Source organism: Variovorax sp. GW821-FHT10B04 (assembly GCF_059415645.1).
In genome coordinates, this window is the sequence record NZ_JBWKNQ010000002.1 from 108,100 (window position 1) to 128,497 (window position 20,398).

21 protein-coding genes are annotated in these 20,398 nt (G+C 70.1%); 9 read left to right on the forward strand and 12 right to left on the reverse strand.

Going from position 1 to position 20,398, the window contains the following annotated elements; all coding sequences use genetic code 11:
* The first annotated feature begins 6 nt into the window (after positions 1–6).
* From AC07PZ_RS05570 to AC07PZ_RS05590, 5 genes are read left to right on the forward strand one after another with little or no spacing between them, the layout of a single operon-like run.
* Positions 7–789, forward strand: coding sequence for an SDR family NAD(P)-dependent oxidoreductase (locus tag AC07PZ_RS05570; RefSeq protein WP_495294048.1), 783 nt, complete (start codon positions 7–9; stop codon positions 787–789).
* 46 nt (positions 790–835) lie between these two features.
* Positions 836–2,026 (forward strand): acyl-CoA dehydrogenase family protein, encoded by a 1,191-nt coding sequence (locus AC07PZ_RS05575; RefSeq protein ID WP_495294049.1) that lies wholly within the window; start codon positions 836–838, stop codon positions 2,024–2,026.
* A 4-nt stretch (positions 2,027–2,030) separates the two neighbouring features.
* Positions 2,031–3,131 (forward strand): acyl-CoA dehydrogenase family protein, encoded by a 1,101-nt coding sequence (locus tag AC07PZ_RS05580; RefSeq protein WP_495294050.1) that lies wholly within the window; start codon positions 2,031–2,033, stop codon positions 3,129–3,131.
* Positions 3,132–3,145: 14 nt separating this feature from the next.
* Positions 3,146–5,272, forward strand: coding sequence for an acetate--CoA ligase family protein (locus AC07PZ_RS05585; protein WP_495294051.1), 2,127 nt, complete (start codon positions 3,146–3,148; stop codon positions 5,270–5,272).
* Positions 5,262–5,840 carry a nuclear transport factor 2 family protein gene (locus AC07PZ_RS05590; protein ID WP_495294052.1) on the forward strand — a complete coding sequence of 193 codons (579 nt, stop codon included), beginning with the start codon at positions 5,262–5,264 and terminating at the stop codon, positions 5,838–5,840. The genes AC07PZ_RS05585 and AC07PZ_RS05590 overlap by 11 nt, the downstream gene beginning before the upstream one ends.
* A 170-nt stretch (positions 5,841–6,010) precedes the next feature.
* Here AC07PZ_RS05590 and AC07PZ_RS05595 read toward each other — a convergent pair whose 3' ends face one another.
* The gene (locus AC07PZ_RS05595; protein WP_495294053.1) at positions 6,011–6,841 is read right to left on the reverse strand and encodes an SDR family NAD(P)-dependent oxidoreductase; all 831 of its coding nucleotides are present in this window, start codon (positions 6,839–6,841) and stop codon (positions 6,011–6,013) included.
* Positions 6,842–7,015: 174 nt separating this feature from the next.
* Here AC07PZ_RS05595 and AC07PZ_RS05600 point away from each other — a divergent pair, with 174 nt between their 5' ends.
* Complete coding sequence (locus tag AC07PZ_RS05600; RefSeq protein ID WP_495294054.1) at positions 7,016–7,780, forward strand: IclR family transcriptional regulator; 765 nt, start codon at positions 7,016–7,018, stop codon at positions 7,778–7,780.
* A gap of 7 nt (positions 7,781–7,787) precedes the next feature.
* Here the strand turns inward: AC07PZ_RS05600 and AC07PZ_RS05605 are convergent, their stop codons facing one another.
* From AC07PZ_RS05605 to AC07PZ_RS05655, 11 genes are all read right to left on the reverse strand, one after another.
* On the reverse strand, positions 7,788–8,576 hold the full coding sequence (locus tag AC07PZ_RS05605; protein WP_495294055.1) for an SDR family NAD(P)-dependent oxidoreductase: 789 nt from the start codon (positions 8,574–8,576) through the stop codon (positions 7,788–7,790).
* A gap of 11 nt (positions 8,577–8,587) precedes the next feature.
* Positions 8,588–9,547 carry a branched-chain amino acid ABC transporter permease gene (locus AC07PZ_RS05610; RefSeq protein ID WP_495294056.1) on the reverse strand — a complete coding sequence of 320 codons (960 nt, stop codon included), beginning with the start codon at positions 9,545–9,547 and terminating at the stop codon, positions 8,588–8,590.
* Positions 9,548–9,556: 9 nt separating this feature from the next.
* On the reverse strand, positions 9,557–10,438 hold the full coding sequence (locus tag AC07PZ_RS05615; protein ID WP_495294057.1) for a branched-chain amino acid ABC transporter permease: 882 nt from the start codon (positions 10,436–10,438) through the stop codon (positions 9,557–9,559).
* A 33-nt stretch (positions 10,439–10,471) separates the two neighbouring features.
* A complete protein-coding gene (locus AC07PZ_RS05620) occupies positions 10,472–11,185 on the reverse strand; it encodes an ABC transporter ATP-binding protein (RefSeq protein ID WP_495294058.1) in 714 nt (237 codons plus the stop codon).
* Positions 11,178–11,930, reverse strand: a complete 753-nt coding sequence (locus tag AC07PZ_RS05625) for an ABC transporter ATP-binding protein (protein ID WP_495294059.1) — start codon at positions 11,928–11,930, stop codon at positions 11,178–11,180. Before AC07PZ_RS05625 ends, AC07PZ_RS05620 begins: the two co-directional genes overlap by 8 nt.
* Before the next feature lie 19 nt (positions 11,931–11,949).
* Entirely contained in the window at positions 11,950–12,702 is a 753-nt protein-coding gene (locus tag AC07PZ_RS05630) for an SDR family NAD(P)-dependent oxidoreductase (RefSeq protein WP_495294060.1), read from the reverse strand.
* Entirely contained in the window at positions 12,699–13,610 is a 912-nt protein-coding gene (locus AC07PZ_RS05635) for an SMP-30/gluconolactonase/LRE family protein (RefSeq protein WP_495294061.1), read from the reverse strand. Before AC07PZ_RS05635 ends, AC07PZ_RS05630 begins: the two co-directional genes overlap by 4 nt.
* A gap of 89 nt (positions 13,611–13,699) precedes the next feature.
* Positions 13,700–14,917 carry an oxidoreductase gene (locus AC07PZ_RS05640; protein WP_495294062.1) on the reverse strand — a complete coding sequence of 406 codons (1,218 nt, stop codon included), beginning with the start codon at positions 14,915–14,917 and terminating at the stop codon, positions 13,700–13,702.
* A gap of 2 nt (positions 14,918–14,919) precedes the next feature.
* Complete coding sequence (locus AC07PZ_RS05645; RefSeq protein WP_495294063.1) at positions 14,920–16,143, reverse strand: ABC transporter substrate-binding protein; 1,224 nt, start codon at positions 16,141–16,143, stop codon at positions 14,920–14,922.
* A 70-nt stretch (positions 16,144–16,213) separates the two neighbouring features.
* Positions 16,214–17,866: a long-chain-fatty-acid--CoA ligase gene (locus AC07PZ_RS05650; RefSeq protein WP_495294064.1), complete on the reverse strand. Its 1,653-nt coding sequence runs from the start codon at positions 17,864–17,866 to the stop codon at positions 16,214–16,216.
* A 190-nt stretch (positions 17,867–18,056) separates the two neighbouring features.
* Positions 18,057–18,947 (reverse strand): LysR family transcriptional regulator, encoded by an 891-nt coding sequence (locus tag AC07PZ_RS05655; RefSeq protein ID WP_495294065.1) that lies wholly within the window; start codon positions 18,945–18,947, stop codon positions 18,057–18,059.
* A 118-nt stretch (positions 18,948–19,065) separates the two neighbouring features.
* Here AC07PZ_RS05655 and AC07PZ_RS05660 point away from each other — a divergent pair, with 118 nt between their 5' ends.
* Genes AC07PZ_RS05660 through AC07PZ_RS05670 form a run of 3 tightly spaced genes read left to right on the forward strand, consistent with a single transcriptional unit; the run spans position 19,066 to position 20,358 of the window.
* Complete coding sequence (locus AC07PZ_RS05660; protein WP_495294066.1) at positions 19,066–19,344, forward strand: DUF1127 domain-containing protein; 279 nt, start codon at positions 19,066–19,068, stop codon at positions 19,342–19,344.
* Positions 19,341–19,814, forward strand: coding sequence for a CopD family protein (locus AC07PZ_RS05665; protein WP_495294067.1), 474 nt, complete (start codon positions 19,341–19,343; stop codon positions 19,812–19,814). Before AC07PZ_RS05660 ends, AC07PZ_RS05665 begins: the two co-directional genes overlap by 4 nt.
* Positions 19,815–19,869: 55 nt before the next feature.
* Positions 19,870–20,358 carry a hypothetical protein gene (locus AC07PZ_RS05670; protein ID WP_495294068.1) on the forward strand — a complete coding sequence of 163 codons (489 nt, stop codon included), beginning with the start codon at positions 19,870–19,872 and terminating at the stop codon, positions 20,356–20,358.
* Positions 20,359–20,398: the final 40 nt, after the last annotated feature.

Consider the following 20,398-nt stretch of genomic DNA (forward strand, 5'->3'; position numbering starts at 1 on the left):
GACGCGATGACGAACCCGCTTCCAACGACGCCAGCGGCTGGCCTGCCCGATCTTCCCGACCTGAGAAAGCCACGCCTGCAGGGCCGCCGCATCCTCGTCACCGGCGCCGCCTCGGGCATCGGCCAGGCGATCGCCACGCTGTTCGCGGCCGAAGGCGCGCGCGTCGCCTGGTGCGACCGGCAAGCGCTGGCGGCCACCCCCGCGCACGACGGCATCGCGCTCGCGATGGACGTGGCCGACGAAGCCTCGGTGCACGACGGCGTGGCCACCGCTGCCGAGCGCTTCGGCGGGCTCGACGGCGTGGTGAACGCCGCGGGCATCGCCAACACCGACCTGCTGGCCGAGCTGAAGCCGGCCGACTGGCGCCGCGTGCTCGACGTGAACCTGACCGGCACCTTCCTGGTCTGCAGCGCCTGCGAGCCGCACCTGCGCGCAGCGGGCGACGCGACCATCGTCAACCTCGCATCGGGCCAGGGCCTGCAGCCCTTCAAGCGGCGCGGCGCCTATGCGGCGTCGAAGGCCGGCGTGATCTCGCTGGGCAAGACGCTGGCGCTCGAATGGGCGCCGATCCGCGTCAACACCGTGTGCCCCGGCGCGGTCGACACGCCGATGGTGCGCGCGGGCTACAGCGACGAGGTGCTGCGCGAGCAGGTCGCACCGCGCTATGCACTGCAACGCATCGGCCAGCCGATCGAAATCGCGCATGCCGCGCTGTACCTCAGTTCCCGTGAATCGTCCTTCGTGACCGGCATCGTGCTGGCCGTGGATGGCGGCCGCAGCTTCCATTGAGACATCGAGACGAGAAGGCCCGCTCTTCCTCTTCGCACACCGAACCATGACCCAAGCAACCTTGACCGACGCCGATCCCTATGCCGATTTCCGTGCCGAGCTGCGGCAGTTCGCCGAGCAGCAATGCCCGGAAGAACTCAAGCAGTTCGTGCGCAGCAACCAGAAGATCACCCGCAACGAATACCGCATCTGGCAGGAGAAGCTCTTCGCCCGCGGTTGGGCCGCGCCGAACTGGCCCGTGTCGCAGGGCGGCACCGGCTGGGACCTGCAGCAGCGCTACCTGTTCGAGGAGATCACCGCGCAGGCCGACTGCCCGCCGCAGTACCACCACGGGCTCGGCCACATCGGGCCGGTGATCCTGCACTTCGGCACGCCCGAGCAGAAGGCCCGCTTCCTGCCACGCATCCTCGACGGCAGCGAGTGGTGGTGCCAGGGCTATTCGGAACCCGGCGCGGGCTCCGACCTGGCGTCGCTCAAGACCTCGGCCGTGCGCGATGGCGACCACTACGTGATCAACGGCCAGAAGATCTGGACCTCGCACGCGCAGGAGGCCGACATGATGTACACGCTGGTGCGCACCTCCACCGAAGGCCGCAAGCAAGCCGGCATCTCGCTGCTGCTGGTGCCGATGAACACGCCCGGCATCGAGGTCCGCCCGATCCCGACGATCGACCACTGGCACCACGTCAACGAGGTGTTTCTGAACGACGTGCGCGTGCCTTGCGAGAACCTGGTCGGCGAGGAAGGCGGTGGCTGGAAGTGCGCCAAGTTCCTGCTCGACCGCGAGCGCCTGTCGCCCGCCACGGTGCCGCGCCTCGCGCGCCTGGCCGAGCAGGTCGAGCAGTTGCTGGCCGAGCGCCGCGGCAACGGCCCGGCGCTGCCGAGCCACCACGTGCTGCAGGAGCGGCTCTACCTGGTGCAGGCCGGCGTGAAGGGCGCCCGCGAAATGCTGCTGAGCGCCATCCAGGAAGAGATGCAGGGCACGCTGGCCGCGTCCAAGTCGTCCGCGCTCAAGCTGTTCTGCTCCGAGCTGTCGCAGCAGATCATCGGCATCGCACTCGACATCGCCGGCGACGCGCATGCGGCGCGGCTGGTCGAGGGCCTCGGCGCGACCGGCGGCATCGAACTCCAGCGCGAGCTGGTCCACACCTATCTTTTCTACCGTTCGCGCACCATCGCGGGCGGTACCAGCGAAGTTCAGAAGAACGTGATCGCGCGCGACCTTTTCGGAGCCTGACCCCATGCCATTCCATGCCGAGCCGATGTTCCCCGGCGACCTCTTCGACACCACGGCACGCGTGGCCGCCGACGCACCCGCGAGCCCTGGCTTCAGCGCCGCCCAGCCCAGCGCGACCTGGGACCAGTTCCTCGAACTGGGCTGGCAGGCGGTGCTGATCGCCGAAGCCCACGGCGGCGCCGGCGCGTCGCTCGGCGACGTGGCCGCCATCGCCGAAGCCGCCGGCCGCCATGCGCTGCCGGCGCCGCTGGTGGCGCGCTGCGCGGTGGTGCCCACTTTGCTGGCCGGCATCGCCGGGCAGCCTTCGGCCGCGGCGCTGCTCAACGACATCGCGATGGGCAAGGCCTCGGTCAGCCCGGTGCTCGACCTGGCCGCCGGCGTGCTCGGCGCCCGCAGCCAGGGCAGCCATGTCGTGCTCGACGGCACGCTGCGCGGCATCGACCTGTCGGAGCCCGCCACGCACCTGCTCTTCGTCGCGCCGCTCGACGGCGCGCCCGCGCTGTTCCTCGCGCCCCGCGCCGCCCTGTCGGGCAGCGTGCGCGACTACCTCGGCATCGACGGCCGCCAGACCACCGACATCGCGCTGAGCGCACTCGAACTGCCGGCGGCCAGCGTGCTGCTGCGCGGCGACGGCGTGCAACCGCTGGTCGACCATGCGCAGGCCGTCGGCGCGCTGCTGTGCTGCGCGCAGATGATCGGCGCCATCGGCGCGATGATCGAGCAGACCATCGACTACCTCGGCATGCGCCAGCAGTTCGGCGTGGCGCTGGCCACCTTCCAGGCGCTGCGCCACAAGGTCGTCGAGATGTACGTCGCCTACGAGAACGCGCGCGGCATGGTGCGCCAGCAGCTGGTGACGCTCGACGGCGCAGCCGCCGGCACGCTGTCCGCCGCCACGCTGCGCGACGTGGCGCTGGTCAAGTTCTACCTGTCGGTCACCGGCCGCACCGCGGCCGAATCGGCCATCCAGCTGCACGGCGGCATCGGCATGTCGCGCGAACTGCCTGCGGCACGGCTGGCGATGCACACGCTGGCCTGCAGCCAGCAATGGGGCGACCGCTTCACCCTGCTCGACCGCCTGGCGGCCGAGCCCGCACTGCACTGAGGAGACCTGCACCGATGCACCCGCTTGACTGCCTGTTCAACCCCACCTCGGTCGCGCTGATCGGCGCCTCGTCCGACCCCGAGCGCATCGGCGGACGGCCGCTGCGCTTCATGCTCGAAGGCGGCTTCGAGGCACCCATCTATCCGGTCAACAAGAGCGGCGCCACCATCCAGGGCCTGCCCGCGTTCGCGAGCGTGCTCGACATTCCGCATCCGGTCGACCAGGCCGTGATCGCGGTGCCGGTGGCCGGCGTCGAAGCGGCCGTGCGCGACTGCATCCGCAAGGGCATGAAGGCGATCCAGGTGCTGACCGCCGGCTTCGCCGAGATCGATGCCGCCGGCCGCGCGCTGCAGGACCGGCTGGTGCAGATGTGCCGCGAATCCGGCGTGCGCATGCTCGGCCCGAACTCGCTCGGGCTGCTCAACGTGCCGACGCGTTTCTTCTCGACCTTCTCGACCGCGCTCAACGGCCTGAAGCCGGTGCCGGGCCCGATCTCGCTGGCCACCCAGAGCGGCGCCTTCGGCTCGGCCGCCTACGGCATGGCCTCGCTGCGCGGGCTGGGCTTTGGCAAGATCATCGCGACCGGCAACGAGGCCGACGTCGACGTGGCCGAATGCATCGACTACCTGGCTGGCGACCCGGACACGCGCGTGATCTGCGCCGCGCTGGAGTCCTGCCGCGACGGCGACCGCCTGCGCAGCGCGCTGCTCAAGGCCGCAGCGGCCGGCAAGCCGGTGCTGGTCATGAAGGTCGGCCGCACCGAGGTCGGCGCCGCTGCCGCGTCCACCCACACCGGCTCGCTGGCCGGCAACGACGCGGTCTACGACACCGTGTTCGCCGAGTGCGGCGCGTGGCGCCCCGAATCGATCGAAGAGATGCTCGACATCGCCTACCTGCTGTCGGTGGCCGGCGAACTGCCGCGCAACGCCGACGTCGGCGTGGTCACCGGCTCGGGCGGCATCGGCGTGCTGATGGCCGACGAGGCCGGCGACCGCGGCCTCGCGCTGAAGCCGCTGCCCGAGGCCGCGCGCCGCGCCGCGCTCGACCTGCTGCCCTTCGCGGTGGCGAGCAATCCGCTGGACATGACGGCGCAGGTCACGTCGGTGCCGAGCGGCGTGTCGCGCACGGTGGGCGTGATGCTGGACCACGCCGGCTACGGCACCGTGTTCGCCTACCTCGCGCACGTCGGCCTGTCGCCCGAACGCTTCGCGAGCACGCAGGCCGAGCTGATCGCGGTGCGCGAGCAGCATCCGGACCGCCTGCTGGTGCTGGTGATGCTGTCGCGGCCCGAGGTCAACCAGGCGCTCGAACGGCATCGTATTCCGGTGTTCGAAGACCCGTCGCGCGCGGTGCGTGCGGTGGCCGCGCTGGCCCACATCCGCGCGCGCCAGGCCGCGCTCTATGCGCCCGCCACGAAGACCGCCGCCGCCGCGCCGCTGGCCGACGTGGCGACCGAGGACGGCGCCAAGCGCGCGCTCGCGCAGGCCGGCCTGCCGGTGCTGCCCGAGCAGCTGTGCCGCAGCGCCGCCGAAGCGGTTGCAGCGGCTGCGGCGATGGGCTTTCCGGTGGTCGCGAAGATCGTCTCGCCCGACATCCCGCACAAGACCGAAGTCGGCGGCGTGATGCTCAAGCTCGGCGATGCCGCCGCGGTCGAAGGCGCTTACGGCGAGCTCATGGCACGTGCCCGCAGCGCACGGCCCGACGCACGGCTCGACGGCGTGCTGATCGCGCCGATGCTGCAAGGGGGCGTCGAGGTGATCCTCGGCATCCACCGCGACCCGACCTTCGGGCCGATGGTGATGTACGGCTCGGGTGGCACCGCGGTCGAGCTGTTCAAGGACGTGGCCTTCGCGTCGGCACCGCTCACCCCGGCGCGCGCGACCGCGCTGATCGAGCGCGTCAAGGCGACGCGGCTGCTGCGCCAGTGGCGCGGCGGTCCGCAGTACGACGAGCAGGCGCTGGCCGACGCGCTGTGCCGGCTGTCGGACTTCGCCATCGCGCATGCCGACGTGCTGGAGAGCGTCGACATCAATCCGCTGGTGGTGCGCACGCAGGGCGCGGCCTGCCTCGATGCGGTGATCGTGCTGCGCGATGCGGCCGGGGTGGCCGGAGCGACAGGAGCGACGTCCCATGGCCACTGACACCACCAACGCGCAACGCCTGGCGGCGCTCGAGGCCCGTGTCGACGCGCTGGCCGCACGCGAGGCGATCCGCGAATGCCTCTTCAGCTACTGCCGCGGCATCGACCGCTGCGACGAGACCGCACTGCGCGCCGCGTACTGGCCCGACGCGACCGACCGCCACGGCCCCTACACCGGCAGCGCGAGCGGTTTCATCGACTGGGCGCTGGCGAAGCTCAAGGGCGGCGACGGGCGGTTGATTCACATGCTGGGCAACATCTCGATCGAACTGCGCGGCGACGTGGCCGCGGTCGAGAGCTACTTCCAGGCCTTCCAGACCGACACCGATGCGCAGGGACAGGCGCGCGAGACCTTCCTGTGCGGCCGCTACATCGATCGCTTCGAGCGGCGCGATGGCGAATGGCGCGTGGCTGCGCGCACGGTGACCTACGACTGGCTGCGCGAGGCCGCCGCGCCCGCGGGGACGGAAGCGGAACGCTTCGGGATCCGGCAGCCGGTGGGGGGGCGGCGGCCGGATGATCCTTGGTATGGGGTGCTGGCGGGTGTGGAGGCGGGCACGGCGGCCTGACGCTCCGTGCGAGGCTACCCTCAAAAACTCTCATCCACATGAAAGCCGGCTTTAATACGCCGGCTTCAAATTAAAGATCTCTTTAATAGCCGACGCAGCCTCTCCAAAACGGTCACCGTTGGGACCAGCATCAGGCCGTGCAGCACGACGTCGCTGTCACTCACCCACCCTCACCCCGCCCCGCGCCCCCACCCCGCCATCTGCAGCGACCCCATCAACCCGTTCCCCAGCCCGCCGTCCACCAGCAGCTCGGTGCCGCTGACATAAGCCGCATCCGGCCCCAGCAGAAACGCCGCCGCATTCGCCATGTCCTCGGCCGTGGCCAGCCGGCGCAGCGGCACGCGCTGTTCGCGCTGCGCCCGCGCCGACGGGTCCGAATACGCCGCTGCCGTGCCGGGCGTCAGCGTGAGTCCGGGCGACAGCGCGTTCACGCGGATGCCGTCCGGCCCCCACTCGTTGGCGAGCTGCTTCACCAGCATCAACGCGGCCGCCTTGCTCGGGCTGTAGGCGCCGAGCGGCGACGTGGCGTGCGTGCCCGAGATCGATGCCGTCAGCAGGAAGGCGCCGCGCGATGCACGCAACGCGCCGTGCGCCGCACGAGCGAGCAGCCAGGGCGCGCGCACGTTGACCGCGAAGATGCGGTCCCACGCGTCGATGTCGTAGTCGAGCAGCAGCCCGGGAATCGCGAAGCCCGCGTTGCTCACGACCGCATCGATCCCGCCGGCCATCGCCAGCGCCGCGGCCACCAGCGTGTCGGGCACGGCGGGATCGCAGAGGTCGCCGGCCCATGCCTGCGCCTGTCCGCCGAGCGCGCGGACCTCGTCCACCAGGCTGTCGAGTTCGTCCGCATGCTGGTCGACCAGCAGCAGCCGCGCGCCACCGTGCGCCGATGCGTCGCGCGCCAGCCGCAGCGCGATGGCGCGGCCGATGCCGCGCGCGGCGCCCGTCACGATGCAGCGTGTCGGCACGCCGGGGCGGTCGCGGGATGCGTTGTGTTCCATGTCCTGTCTCCGTTCGTCTGATGAATGAGTGAATGAATCAACGAGCCCTCGCCTGCGCAAGGCGGGTCAAGGGACGAGTCGCCTTGTCGCCCGCATGTCAGCGCCCGGGTTCTCCACCTGGAAAAACGCGGATGTGATGACTACGATCACATCCGTGATTCACGAGAGACAACCATGACCCAGGCCACCGTGAAATCGGCCGCCCGCGTGCTGCAGGTTCTGGAGTACTTCGAGCAGGTGCGCGAGCCGCTGTCGCTCAAGCGCATCAGCGATGCGCTGGGCTATCCGCAGTCGAGCACCACCGTGCTGCTGAAGAACCTGATCACGCTCGGCTACCTCAACTACAACCGGGCCGAGCGCGTCTACTTCCCGACGCCGCGCGTGGCCTCGCTGGGCGAATGGGTCACGCCCGCGCTGTTCGGCCAGGGCCGCATGCTGGAAGTGCTGCGCGACCTGCACAGCGCGACCGGCGAGACCGCGTCCATCGTGATGCTCAACGACATCTACGTGCAGTACATCCGCGTGATCCAGTCGGTTCATCCGCTGCGCTTCCACACCGACGAAGGCAGCATGCGTCCGCTCACGCAGTCGGCCATCGGCTGGCTGCTGCTGAGCGACCGCTCGCCAGCCGAGATCGACAACCTGGTGCGGCGCGCCAACATCGCAACGCCGCGCAAGGAAGACCGCGTGCCGCTGGACGTGATCGCGCCGCAGGTGGCCGACGCGCGCATCCGCCAGTCGCTCTACACCGAGAACGTGCCGCTGCCCGGCGGCGCGACCATCGGCGTGGTGCTGCCATGCCGCGTGCAGGGCCGCATCGCGGTGATGGGCCTGGGCGGCACCATCGACCGCATGCGACCGCACCGTGCGCGCTACACGGCGCTGATGAAGCGGCTCGCGCAGCAGCTCGAAGGCGACGAGTCCGCGCACGCGCATTGACGTTCGATCAGACGGCCAGCGTGCCGCCGTCCACCGGCAGCGTCACGCCGTTCACGAAGCTCGCCAGGTCCGAGGCCAGGAACACCGCCGGTCCGGCCAGCTCGTGCGGCTGGCCCAGCCTGCCCGCGGGCAGGCGCTGCATGAAGCCGGCAAGCCGCTCGGGATTGGCGCGCGTGACGTCGGTCATCGGCGTCTCGATCACGCCCGGCGCGAGCGCGTTGACGCGGATGCCGTCCGGCGCGAGATCGAGCGCCAGCGACTGCGTGAGCATCTTCACCGCGCCCTTCGACGCCGAATAGCCGAGCGACCCGCCCTGCGCGATGAAGGCCGCGCCCGAGGCGATGTTGACGATGCAGCCGCGCGTCCGCCGCAGCGCCGGCAGCCATGCGTGCACCGTGTTGAATGCGCCGAACAGGTTGACGTCGAAGGTGCGGTGGATGTTGGCCTGCGCGCGCGGGCTGTCGATGCCCTCGCGGATGATCACGCCCGCGTTGTTGACCAGCGTGTCGATGTCGCCGGCCGTGTCCGCCACGGCCGCGGCGAGCGCGACGCAGGCTTCGGCATCGGCCACGTCGAGTGCGTACGCCCAGCCTTCGACACCCGCGGCGCGCACGGCCTCCAGCGTGCCGGCGCAGGCTTCGCTGCGCAGGTCGGTGACGATCACGCGCGCACCGGCTTGCGCATAGGCGATGGCAATCGCCCGGCCGATGCCGCTGGCGGCGCCGGTCACGAGCGCGAGGCGGCCGGCCAGCAGGCCGGGCGTGGGCGGCAGGGCCGCGGGCAACGCGGAAGCCATGGCCCGCGTGCTCAGGTCGATGCCGCCGCGCGCCGTTGCCGACGCGTGGCGAGGTGGGCGTAGAACTGGCCGACGAGCCCCTTGCGGAACAGCATCACGACCACGACGAACACGACGCCCTGGATGATCAGCACCCATTCGGCGAAGGACGCGAGGTAGTTCTCCATCGTCACGATGACGATCGAGCCGATCACCGGGCCGAGCAGCGTGTGCATGCCGCCGACGATGCAGATCAGCAGCGCCTCGCCCGAGGTCGTCCACTGCACGTCGGTCAGCGACGCCAGCTGGAACACCAGCACCTTGAGCGAGCCCGCCAGGCCCGCCAGCGCGGCCGACAGCACGAAGGCGACCAGCTTATAGCGGTTGACGCGGTAGCCGAGCGACTGCGCACGCGGCTCGTTGTCGCGGATGGCGCGCAGGATCTGGCCGAAGGGCGAATGCACCACGCGGTGGATCACCCAGAAGCCGAAGCCGATCATCACGGCGACGAAGTAGTACAGCGTGTTCGCATCGGCTAGCGACAGCAGCCCCAGCACCTGCGGGCGCGGGATGTTCTGGATGCCGTCCTCGCCGCCGGTGAAGGGCATGCGCAGCGCGATGAAGTACACGAGCTGCGCGAAGGCCAGCGTGATCATCGAGAAGTAGATGCCCGAGCGCCGGATGGCGAGCAGGCCGGTGACCAGGCCGACGGCGGCGGCCGTGATCACGCCCGCCAGGATGCCGGTGGCACCGTCCCAGCCCCACACCTTGACCGCATGCGCGGTGACGTAGCCCGCCGCGCCGTAGAACATCGCGTGGCCGAAGGACAGCAGGCCGACGTAGCCGACCAGCAGGTTCACGGATGCCGCGAGCAGCGCGAAGCACATCAGCTTCATCAGGAACATCGGGTACACGACGAAAGGTGCGATCGCGGTGAGCGCGATGGCGACGGCCAGCAGGATGGCCCGGGTGCGTCGATCGAAATAGTCCATGGGGCTTTCCTAGGCGGCGCGGCCGAACAGTCCGTGCGGGCGGACGGCCAGCACGAGGATCATCACGACGAAGATGACGACGCCCGCACCGTCGGGGTAGATGAGCTTGGTCAGGCCTTCGATGGCACCGAGGCCGAAGCCGGTGATGATCGAGCCGAGGATCGAGCCCATGCCACCGATCACCACCACCGCGAACACCACGATGATCAGGTTCGAGCCCATCAGCGGACTCACCTGGTAGATCGGCGCGGCCATCACGCCGCTCAGGCCGGCCAGCCCGACGCCCAGGCCGTAGGTCAGCATCAGCATGCGCGGCACGTTGATGCCGAAGGTGCGCACCAGCGGCGCGTTCTCGTTGGCAGCGCGCAGGTAGGCGCCGAGCTTGGTCTTCTCGATGAAGAACCAGGTGCCCAGGCACACGGCGAGCGCCGCCACGATGACCCACACGCGGTACATCGGCAGGAAGGTCACGCCGACGTCGAGGCCGCCCGACAGCGGGTTCGGGTACGGCTGGCCGCTCACGCCGAACTGCAGGCGGAAGGCGCCTTCCATCAGCAGCGCGACGCCGAAGGTCAGCAGCAGCGCATAGACGTGGTCCAGCGCATAGAGCCGCCGCAGCATCAGCCGCTCGAACACGATGCCGAACGTGGCGACCACCAGCGGCGCGATGACCAGCGCCGGCCAGTAGCCGATGCCGAAGTACTCCAGCAGGCCCCAGGCGACGAAGGCGCCGAGCATGTACTGCGCGCCGTGGGCGAAGTTCACCACGTGCAGCAGCCCGAAGATGATCGACAGCCCGAGGCTCATGAGCGCGTAGAAGGCGCCGTTGATCAGGCCGACCATCAGTTGCCCGATCAGTGCGGCCCAGGGGATTCCGAATAACCCGTCCATCGTGGTGTGTGTCCTGCGTTGAATGCGTGGCGCTCAGAGTCCCAGCAGGGACTCGATCCGGGCGCGTTGGTCGTCGAGTTCGTCGCGGCGGAAATGCGCCGCGACCTGGCCTTCCTCGATCACGTAGAAGCGGTCGGCCAGGCGCGAGGCGAAGCGGAAGTCCTGCTCCACCATCAGCACCGTGAAGCCGCGCTCGCGCAGCACGCCGATGGTCTGGCCGATGCGCTCGACGATCACCGGCGCGAGCCCTTCGGTCGGCTCGTCGAGCAGCAGCAGCTTGGCGCCGGTGCGCAGGATGCGCGCGATCGCCAGCATCTGCTGCTCGCCGCCCGACAGCCGCGTGCCGGGGCTGTGGCGCCGCTGCAGCAGGTTGGGGAACAGCGTGTAGATCTCGTCGACGCTGAGCCCGCCGGGCTGCAGCACCGGCGGCAGCATCAGGTTCTCTTCGGTCGTGAGGCTTGCGAAGATGCCGCGCTCCTCCGGGCAATAGGCCATGCCGAGCCGCGCGATGGCTTCCGGCGGCAGGCCGGTGGTCGACGTGCCGTTGATGCGGATCTCGCCCTCGCGGCGCGCCAGCAGGCCCATCAGCGCACGCAGCGTGGTGGTCTTGCCCGCACCGTTGCGCCCGAGCAGGCAGACCACCTCGCCCTCGCGCACTTCGAGGTCGATCTTCTGCAGCGCCAGCGTCTCGCCGTACCAGGCGCGCAGGCCCTGGATGCGCAGCATCGGCGTCGTCGACTCAGTCATGCGCACCTCCGACATAGGCTTCGATCACGCGCGCGTCCTTCGACACCTCGTCGTAGCTGCCTTCGGCCAGCACCTGGCCGGCCTGCAGCACCGTGACGCGGTCGCACAGCTGCGCGATGACCTTCATGTTGTGTTCCACCATCAGCACCGTGCGGCCCTTGGCCGCGTCGCGGATCAGCTCGACCACCGGGCCGATGTCCTCGTGGCCGAGGCCGGCCATGGGCTCGTCGAGCAGGATCATCTCGGGGTCCATCGCGATCGTGGTCGCGAGTTCCAGCGCGCGCTTGCGGCCATAGGGCAGCTCGCCGGCCAGCGTGTCGCGCCAGCGCGTGAGTCCGACGCGCTCCAGCAGTTCCAGCGCACGCGCGTCGAGGCTCTTCAGCACGCTCGCGTGGCGCCAGAACGCGAAGCTGCCGCCCGCCTTCTTCTGCAACGCGACGCGCACGTTTTCCAGCGCCGTCATCTGGCCGAACACGGCGGAGATCTGGAACGAGCGGATCAGCCCCGCCATCGCGACCGATGCCGGGTCGCTGCGCGAGATGTCGCGGCCGTTGAAGATGACCTGGCCGGCGCTCGGCCGCAGGAAGGTGGTGAGCAGGTTGAAGCAGGTCGTCTTGCCGGCGCCGTTCGGGCCGATCAGCGCGTGCACCGAATGCCGGCGCACGCGCAGGTCGACGTTCTTCACGGCGTAGAAACCGCCGAACTGGCGGCTCAGCTGGCGTGCCTCGAGGATGATCTCGTCCATGCGAAAGGGCCGGTCGTGGTCAGAGGAAGGCGTGGGTCACGCCGCCGTCGACCAGCAGCGACTCGCCGGTGATGAAGCTGCTCTCCGGCGAGGCCAGGAAGACCGCCGCGCGGGCGATGTCCTCCACCGTGCCGAGGCGCTTCATCGGCGTCTTCGCGATCCGGATCTTGGCCTTCTCGGCATCGACGTTGATCTTCACGCCTTCGGTCAGGATCGAGCCCGGGCAGATCGAGTTGACACGGATGCCGCGCGGGCCGAGGTCGACCGCGGCCGAACGGCTCAGCCCCAGCACGCCGGCCTTCACGCCGCAATACAGCATGCCTTCGGGCAGGCCGAGGAACGCGGCCGACGATGCGATGTTGACGATGCTGCCGCCCTCCTCCATGGCCTCGGCGCCGACCTGGATGCCCCAGACCACCGAGTTGAAGCCGGTGCCGACCATGCGCTCCAGCATCTCCGGCGTGATGGCCGCGACCGGGCCGTAGCGCACCCAGATGGCGTTGTTGACCAGCACGTCGAAGCGGCCGTACTTCTGCTTGAGCGCGCCGACCGCATCGGTGAAGCTCGCGCGCTGCGCGACGTCGCCGCCGAAGGCCATCGCACGGCCACCGGCCACCTCGATCGCGGCAGCGGCTTCCTGCGCCTTCTCGACCTGGCGGTCGAGCACGCCGACCGCCGCGCCTTCGGCCGCGAAGGCCTCCACGATGGCCCGGCCGATGCCTTGTGCACCGCCGGTCACCAATGCCACCTGTCCTTCGAGTCGTCGCGTCATGGATGCACCTTGTCCTTGTCTGTTGGAATGGCCCGGTCGTCGAAGCGGGACTCTGCGAGCCCCTTCACGCCGGTGCCGTGGATGGCAAACACCGCGCCCGCATCCGGATGGTCGGAGCGCAGCAGGTTGCCGCTGTTGCTGATCGATGTGAGATAGATCGTGTCGAGCTCCGGCCCGCCGAAGCAGGGGCAGGTCACATAGGTCACGGGCAGCTGGATGCTGCGTTCGAGCCGGCCATCGGGCGTGAAGCGCGCGAGCTGGCCGGCCTGCACCAGCGCGACCCACAGATGGCCTTCGCTGTCGACCGTGGCGCCGTCGGGCGCGGAGCCATATTCACGCGTGTCGATCAGCACCTCGCTCGCGCCGGTGGCACCGGTCGCGGGGTCGTACGGATAGCGGCGGATCTGGTGCGTGTGGCTGTCGGCGAAATAGAGCCAGCGGCCGTCGGGGCTGAAGCAGGTGGCGTTGGCCAGCATGATCCCGCGGTCGAGCGTGGCGACGCTGCGGTCGCCGGCGAGCTGGTAAAGCGCGCCTTCGGGTTCGGCGCGGCCCAGCGTCATCGAACCGACCACGAAGCGTCCACCGCGGTCGCAGCGGCCGTCGTTCAGCCGCATGCGCTCGGCGCCGTGCGTGACGCCAGCGCCCAGCGGCACGAGCGCACCGCTGTCCACGTCGAGCAGATGGAAGTCATGTTCCAGCGCCAGCAGCAGCCGGCCGCTCTCGCACAGCGCGATCGAGCCGATGTGCGCGGGCGCCTGCCATTGCGCCTTCGCGCCGGTCGCGGGCGTGTAGCGATGCACCAGCGCGCCGCGGCCGTCGATCCAGTACAGCGACTGGCTGCGCACGTCCCAGAGCGGGCATTCGCCGAGCAGGTCGCGCTGCGGCGTGAGGATGTCGATCTGCTGCATGTCAGTGCCGTCCGGCCGCCCGAAGGCACTGACGCGCCCCCTCGGGGGGCAGCGATACGCGAAGCGATGAGCGTGGGGGTCTTGGCATGTCAGGTTTCCTTCGCCGCCGATGCGCGGGCCGCAGCCGCGGCGCGCACCGGGTCGGCCAATGGCGCGCGCTTGGCCAGCCAGGAGCGGTAGGCCCGCGGCCACAGCGCATGCGACGGGTCGTGCTGCAGCTGCTGCTCGGCGTGCACTGCCCAGTTGGGATTGAAGAGGGCCTCGCGGCCCAGCGCGACAAGGTCGGCGGCGCCGCGCGCCACCAGGTCCTGCGCCGCATGCGCATCGAGGATGAAGCCGACCGCCATGATCGCGATGCCGGTGCGGCGGCGGATCTCGGCCGCATCGTCGGCGCGGAAGTCGAGCCCGCGCGGCACGCGCGCGCCGTTCGCCGGATAGCTGGAGATGCCGGCCGCCGACGAACAATCGAGCACGTCGACGCCCGCATCGCGCAACGCGCCGACGAAGCCGACCATCGCGTCCATCGGCAGCGTGCCGTCGTCCAGGTCGGCCAGCGAGATGCGCCAGGCGAGCGGCCGTTCGGCCGGCCAGGCGGCACGCACGGCGCGCGCGACCTCGAGCGCGAAGCGCTGGCGGTTGGCGGCGCTGCCGCCATAGCCGTCGGTGCGCCGGTTGGATTCGGGCGAGAGGAACTGATGGATCAGGTAGCCGTGCGCGCCATGGATCTCCAGCATCTCGAAGCCGGCATCGGCGGCGCGCCGTGCGGCAGCGGCCCAGGCCGCGACCAGCGCATGGATCTCGTCTTCGCTCAGCGCCGACGGCGTGGGCCAGCCCGCGTCGACCGGCAGCGCGCTCGGCCCGACCACCGGCCAGGGGCCTTCGCCGCGCGCCGCATCGGCGTCGTTCAGCGGGCCGTGGCCTTGCCACCAGGTCTGCAGCGCGCCCTTGCGGCCCGTGTGGCCGAGCTGGATCGCCGGCACCGCGCCCTGGCCGCGCAGCAGGTCGGCGACACGCCGCAGCGGTGCCACCTGCGCGTCGTCCCACAGGCCGATGTCGCCGTGCGTGTTGCGCCCGCGCGGCTCGACCGCGGTCGACTCGACGAACACGATGCCCGCACCGCCGAGCGCGAAGCGCCCGAGATGCACCAGGTGCCAGTCGTTCGCCAGGCCGCCTTCGATCGCCGCGTACTGCTGCATCGGCGAGATCGCCACGCGGTTGCGCGCCGTCATGCCGCGCAGGCGCACGGGCTCGAACAGCACGCGCCGCGGCGCGAGGCAACCTTCGGCGACGGGCACGGACGCAGACACGCTCACTTGGCCTTGATGTAGTCGCAGGCGCTCTCGCTCAGCGGACGCCAGGTCTGCTCGGGCGGGATCTCGGCGCGCACGGTGTAGTAGTCGTTCGGTGCCTTCGACTCCGACGGCTTCTTGACCTGCACCGCATAGACCGTGCGCAGCGCCTGGCCGTCCTCGCGCACCTTCACGTCCTTCGAGAAGAAGTCGTTGATCGGCATCTCCTTCATCTTGGCGGCGACGGTCGCGCCGTCGTCGGTGCCGGCCGCCTTCACGGCGTTCAGGTAGTGCATGGCCGCGCTGTAGGCGCCGGCATGGATGTAGGTCGGCACGACGCCCTTGTTGCGGGCCATGAAGCGCTTCGACCATTCGCGCGACGGCTCGTCGCGGTCCCAGTAGAAAGGCACCGTCAACTGCAGGCCCTGCGCCACGTCGAGGCCCATCGCAGCGACGCTGTTGATGGTCATGCCGAACACCGACACCACCTGGCCGCCGCGCGTGATCTTGTATTCGGCCGCCTGCTTCAGCGCGTTCGACAGGTCGAGGCCGGCGTTCAGGATCACGATGGCCTGTGCCCCGCTGGACTGCGCCTGCAGCAGGTACGACGAGAAGTCCGTCGCGCCCAGCGGATGCTTGACGGAGCCGACCACCTTGCCGCCCGCGGCATTGATGAACTTGGTCGCGTCGTCCTGGTAGGCCTGGCCGAAGGCGTAGTCGACGGTGATGAAGTAGAAGCTCTTCACGCCCTGCTTCATCAGGCTCTGCACGCCGGCGCGCGGCAGCGCATAGGTGTCGGTGAGGAACTGGAAGTTCATCGGCGAGCAGGACTTGTTGGTCAGCTCGGCGCTCACGGTGCCGGCGATCAGGTAGGGCTTCTTGCGCTCCTTCATCAGGGTCGATACGCCCAGCGCGATCGACGATGCGGAGCCGCCGACGATGGTGTCGACCTTCTCGGTGTCGAGCCACTTGCGCGCGATGTTGAGGCCGACGTCCGGCTTGTTCTGGTCATCGGCGACCATCACCTCGACCGGCTTGCCGAGCACCTTGCCGCCGAAGTCCTCGACGGCCATCTTCACGGCGAGCGACGAGCCGGGGCCGCCGTTGCCGGAGTAAGGGCCGGTCTGGTCGGCCATGACGCCGATGCGCACGACGTCGTCGCTCACCTGGGCGCTCGCCGCGCCGCAGGCGAGAAGAAGGGCCGCGCAGACGGCGACCGGGCTGATCCTGAATGGGCTTTGCATGCGTGTCTCCTGTTGTGGGTGTCGCTGTCACGGAACTCCGCCGCAGCGCCGGCGCGGTGAGGCCGGGGCGTCAGCCCGCGGCGGTGTCGGTCGGCAGCCGGTGCGTGCGGAACTGCTCGCGCAGCCGGGTCTTCAGCAGCTTGCCGGTCGCGGTGTGCGGCAGTTCGTCGACGAAGACCACCTCGTCGGGCATCCACCAGCGCGCGATGCGGTCCTGCATGAAGGCGAGGATCTCTTCGCCGGTGACCTGCACGCCTTCGTTGGGCACGACGATCAGCAGCGGGCGCTCCTGCCACTTGCTGTGGTACGCGCCGATGACGGCGGCTTCCTTGACCTTCGGATGGCCGACCGCGAGGTTCTCGATGTCGATCGACGAGATCCATTCGCCGCCGGACTTGATCACGTCCTTCGAGCGGTCGGTGATCTGCACGTAGCCGTCGGCATCGATCAGCGCGACGTCGCCGGTGGCGAACCAGCCGTCGGCGTCGAGCTCGGCGCCGGGCTGCTGGCCGTAGTACGCCGACACCACCCACGGCCCGCGGACCTTGAGTTCGCCCGGCGTGTGGTCGCCCGCTGGCAGGCGGCGGCCTTCGGCGTCGAACACGGCGATCTCGACGCCGAAGATGGCGCGGCCCTGGCGCGCCTGCACGGCGAAGCGCTCTTCCAGCGCGACGCCTTCATGGCGTGGCAGCAGGTTGCCGATGGTGGCGAGCGGGCTGGTCTCGGTCATGCCCCAGGCCTGGATCACGTAGGCGCCGAACAGGTGCTCGAACTTCTCGATGATGGCGCGCGGCGCGGCCGAGCCGCCGACCACCACGCGCTTCAGGCGCAGCGCGGCGCGCGCTGCGGGGTCGAGCTTCTCGGCGTACTGGAAGAAGCCGAGCCAGACGGTCGGCACGCCCAGCGAGAAGGTGCAGCGCTCGTCGCGCATCAGCTGGAACAGCCGCTCGCCGCCCAGGTCGGGCCCGGGCAGCACGAGCTTGGCGCCACACATCGCCGCCGCGTACGGGATGCCCCAGGCGTTGACGTGGAACATCGGCACCGCGAGCAGCACGCTGTCCTGCGCGCTCAGGCCGAGGCCGTCGGTGGCGCAGGCGGTCCAGCAATGCAGCACGGTCGAGCGATGGCTGTAGAGCACGCCCTTCGGATTGCCGGTGGTGCCGGAGGTGTAGCAGAGCGATGAAGCGGTGTTCTCGTCGAGCGCGGGCCACGCGAAGGCCGGAGCGCCGCCATCGACCAGGTCCTCGTAGCAGAACAGCGGCGCCGGCAGATCGAGCGCCGGCATGCGGTCGCGCGGGCACAGCGCGATGAACGCCTTGGCCGAGGTCAGCTGCGACGCGACCTGCGCGACCAGCGGCGCAAAGCCGAGGTCGAAGCACACGACTTCATCGGCCGCATGGTTGAGGATGTAGGCGATCTGCTCGGGGAACAGCCGCGGATTGACGGTGTGCAGCACCGCGCCCATGCCGGACACGGCGTAGTACAGCTCGAGGTGGCGATGGGTGTTCCAGGCCAGCGTGGCCACGCGCGCACCCGGTGCCACGCCCAGCCCCTGCAGCGCATTCGCGAGCCGCTGCGCGCGGCCGGACACCGTGCCCCAGGTGGTTCGCACGCAGGTGGACATGTCCACGTGCGACACGATTTCCACATCGGCGTGGTGCGTTGCTGCGTGCTCCAGCAACGTGGAGATCAGCAGCGCTTTCGTCTGCATCAGGCCCTGCATGTCGTCCTCTCACGTCTTTCAAAGATCGTCTGGTTTCCGGCCCCTCGCCCCTGTGTCGGGGCTTCGTTTTTTACATGTCGGCCGGTAAGTAAGTTGATGCTAGCAGCTTTGATTGGAGGCAACAACGACGCCGGACCGGGGGGAAACCCGAGGACGGCGGGCAGGCGGATCGGCCGCCGCCGGCGCGTCGTCAGGCCTGGCGGAACTGCATCAGGGTGTCGATCACGCTGGCCGTCGCGCCGTCGAGCGTGCCGCGCGCACGGTGCGCGATGCCGAGCCGGCGGACGAGCCGCGGGCTCGGCGGCAGCAGCCGGACGCGCGCGTCCGGCGCGGGGTCGGCCGCCGCCTGCATCGGCAGCAGCGCGGCGCCATAGCCCGCCGCGACCAGGCTGCGGATGGCGGCGTCGTAGTTGAGCTCGATGCGTGCGCGCGGCGCAAAACCCGCGCGTGCGAACCATTCCATCGTGAGCCGGTACATGTGGGTGGTCGCGTCGTTGAAGATCAGCGGCTGCTCGGCCAGCCACCGGGGCGTGGCGCGTTTCGGCGTGTCCCAGCGCGCGGGCACGAAGACCATCATCGGTTGGGTGCGCCAGGCGGTGACGACCAGATCGCGCATCGGCGGCTGCGGCATCGCGACCAGGCCGATGTCGAGCGTGCCGAGCGCCAGCCGCGACATCGCCTCGGCCGAGCCGAGGATGCAGACCTCGACGTCGATGCCCGGATGCGAGGCCTGCAGCGCCTCGAGCACCTGCGGCAGCAGGTCGATCACGACGCCGGTGGACGTGCCGACGCGCACGCGGCCCAGCCGGCCTTCGCTCTGGCGCCGGACGGCGTCGATCGCCTCGTCGGCATCGCGCAGCAGCCGGCGTGCGCGCTCGACCAGCGCCGCACCGGCCGCGGTCGGTGTCACGCTGCGGCTGCCGCGCACCACCAGCGTGGTGCCGAGCCGCGACTCGAGTTCGCTCACGTGCAGGCTCACCGTGGGCTGCGCCAGGTGCAGCGCCTGCGCAGCGGCCGAGAAGGTGCCGAGGTCGGCGATGGACACCAGCGTGCGCAGCTGGTCGAGGTTGAGATGGCGCATGGGCGGAAGTGTCACTGAAATCCCGACATCAGGAATGCTGATGGGAAGCCTCAGAAATCTCAACTTCCACGATGGATTGCATCGTCCGAAGATGGCGCTCCCTCGACCGGAGTCCACCATGTCCTTCTTCTCCCGCTTCTCGTTCTCCACCGCCGGCACGTTGCGCGGTGCGCTGCGTCGCATGGCCGCACGCCTGGTGGCGGCGCGCCATCACGCACACCAGCGCTTCGAGATCCGCGGCATGAGCGACCACGAACTCAAGGACCTGGGACTCGGCCGCAGCGAAGTGCAGGAGTGGTTGCGACGACCCGCGCCGAGCGCCCGCCGTGGCACTGAGGGCACCGGCGCGCAGCGCGTGCGGCGCCCGCCCGGCGCGGTGGTCTACGCTCGGGCATGACCACAAACCCCACGCTCCTCGTTTTCCTTCTCTTCCTGCACGTGCTGGCCGTCGCCTTCTGGGTCGGCGGCATGGCGGTGATGCACCTCGCGGTGCGGCCGGCGGCCGTCGCCACGTTGCCGCCGCCGCAGCGCCTGCCCTTCATGGCGGCGGCGCTGTCGCGCTTCTTCACGGGCGTGTCGATCGCGGTTGCGGTGGCGTTGCTCAGCGGTCTCGCGCTGATCGGCCTGAGCGGCGGCTTCGCGCACGTGCACTGGCGCGTGCACGGCATGTTCACGATCGGGCTGCTGATGATGGCGCTGTTCCTGCACATCCGCTTCGCGCCGTTTCGCCGGCTGCAGCGCGCCGTGGCCCAGGCGGCCTGGCCGCTTGCCGCGGCGCAGCTGAACACGATCCGCCGGCTGGTCGGCGTGAACCTGGTGCTCGGCGTCCTGGTGTTCGCGCTGGCGATCCTCGGCCGCGCGTTCTGATGCGCCGAAGCTGCCGCGCATGCCCTAAGCTTGCCGGTTTGCCGCAAGAACCGAGATGACCGACGAGAGCCAGGACAGCGAGTCCACCCCGGTCCAGGAAGCCCGCCTCTGGCGCGACGACACCTGGACTGCCCGCGTGATCAAGAACGAGGAAGACGACGGCTGGGCCGTGTCGATGACGCGCCACGGCGAAGCCGAGCCCGCACTGGTCGGGCCCTGGACCATGGGCCGCGACAAGAAGAACCCGAAGCCGCTCGACACGCCGGCCTTCCACACGCTGGTGAAGACCGCCAACGAGGTGCTGCGCCGCCACGAGCAGCAGCTCCATGCGCAGCTCAACAAGAACCTGAACGTCGACACCGACGCAGGCCGCGTGCGCGTGTCGCTGTCCATCGTGCCCGACGAGGACCAGCCCTATGCAACCCTGAGTGCGCACGACGCGCTGGGCGAGCTGCTGGGCACAGTGCGCGTGGCGCCGACCTTCAAGCTGAGCCAGGCCAGCGCCACGGCCTGGATCGACGGCGGCTTCGAGAAGCCGCGCTGAAGCTGCCGGGCCCGCCGACGGCGCCGAACGCGCTGCGCGG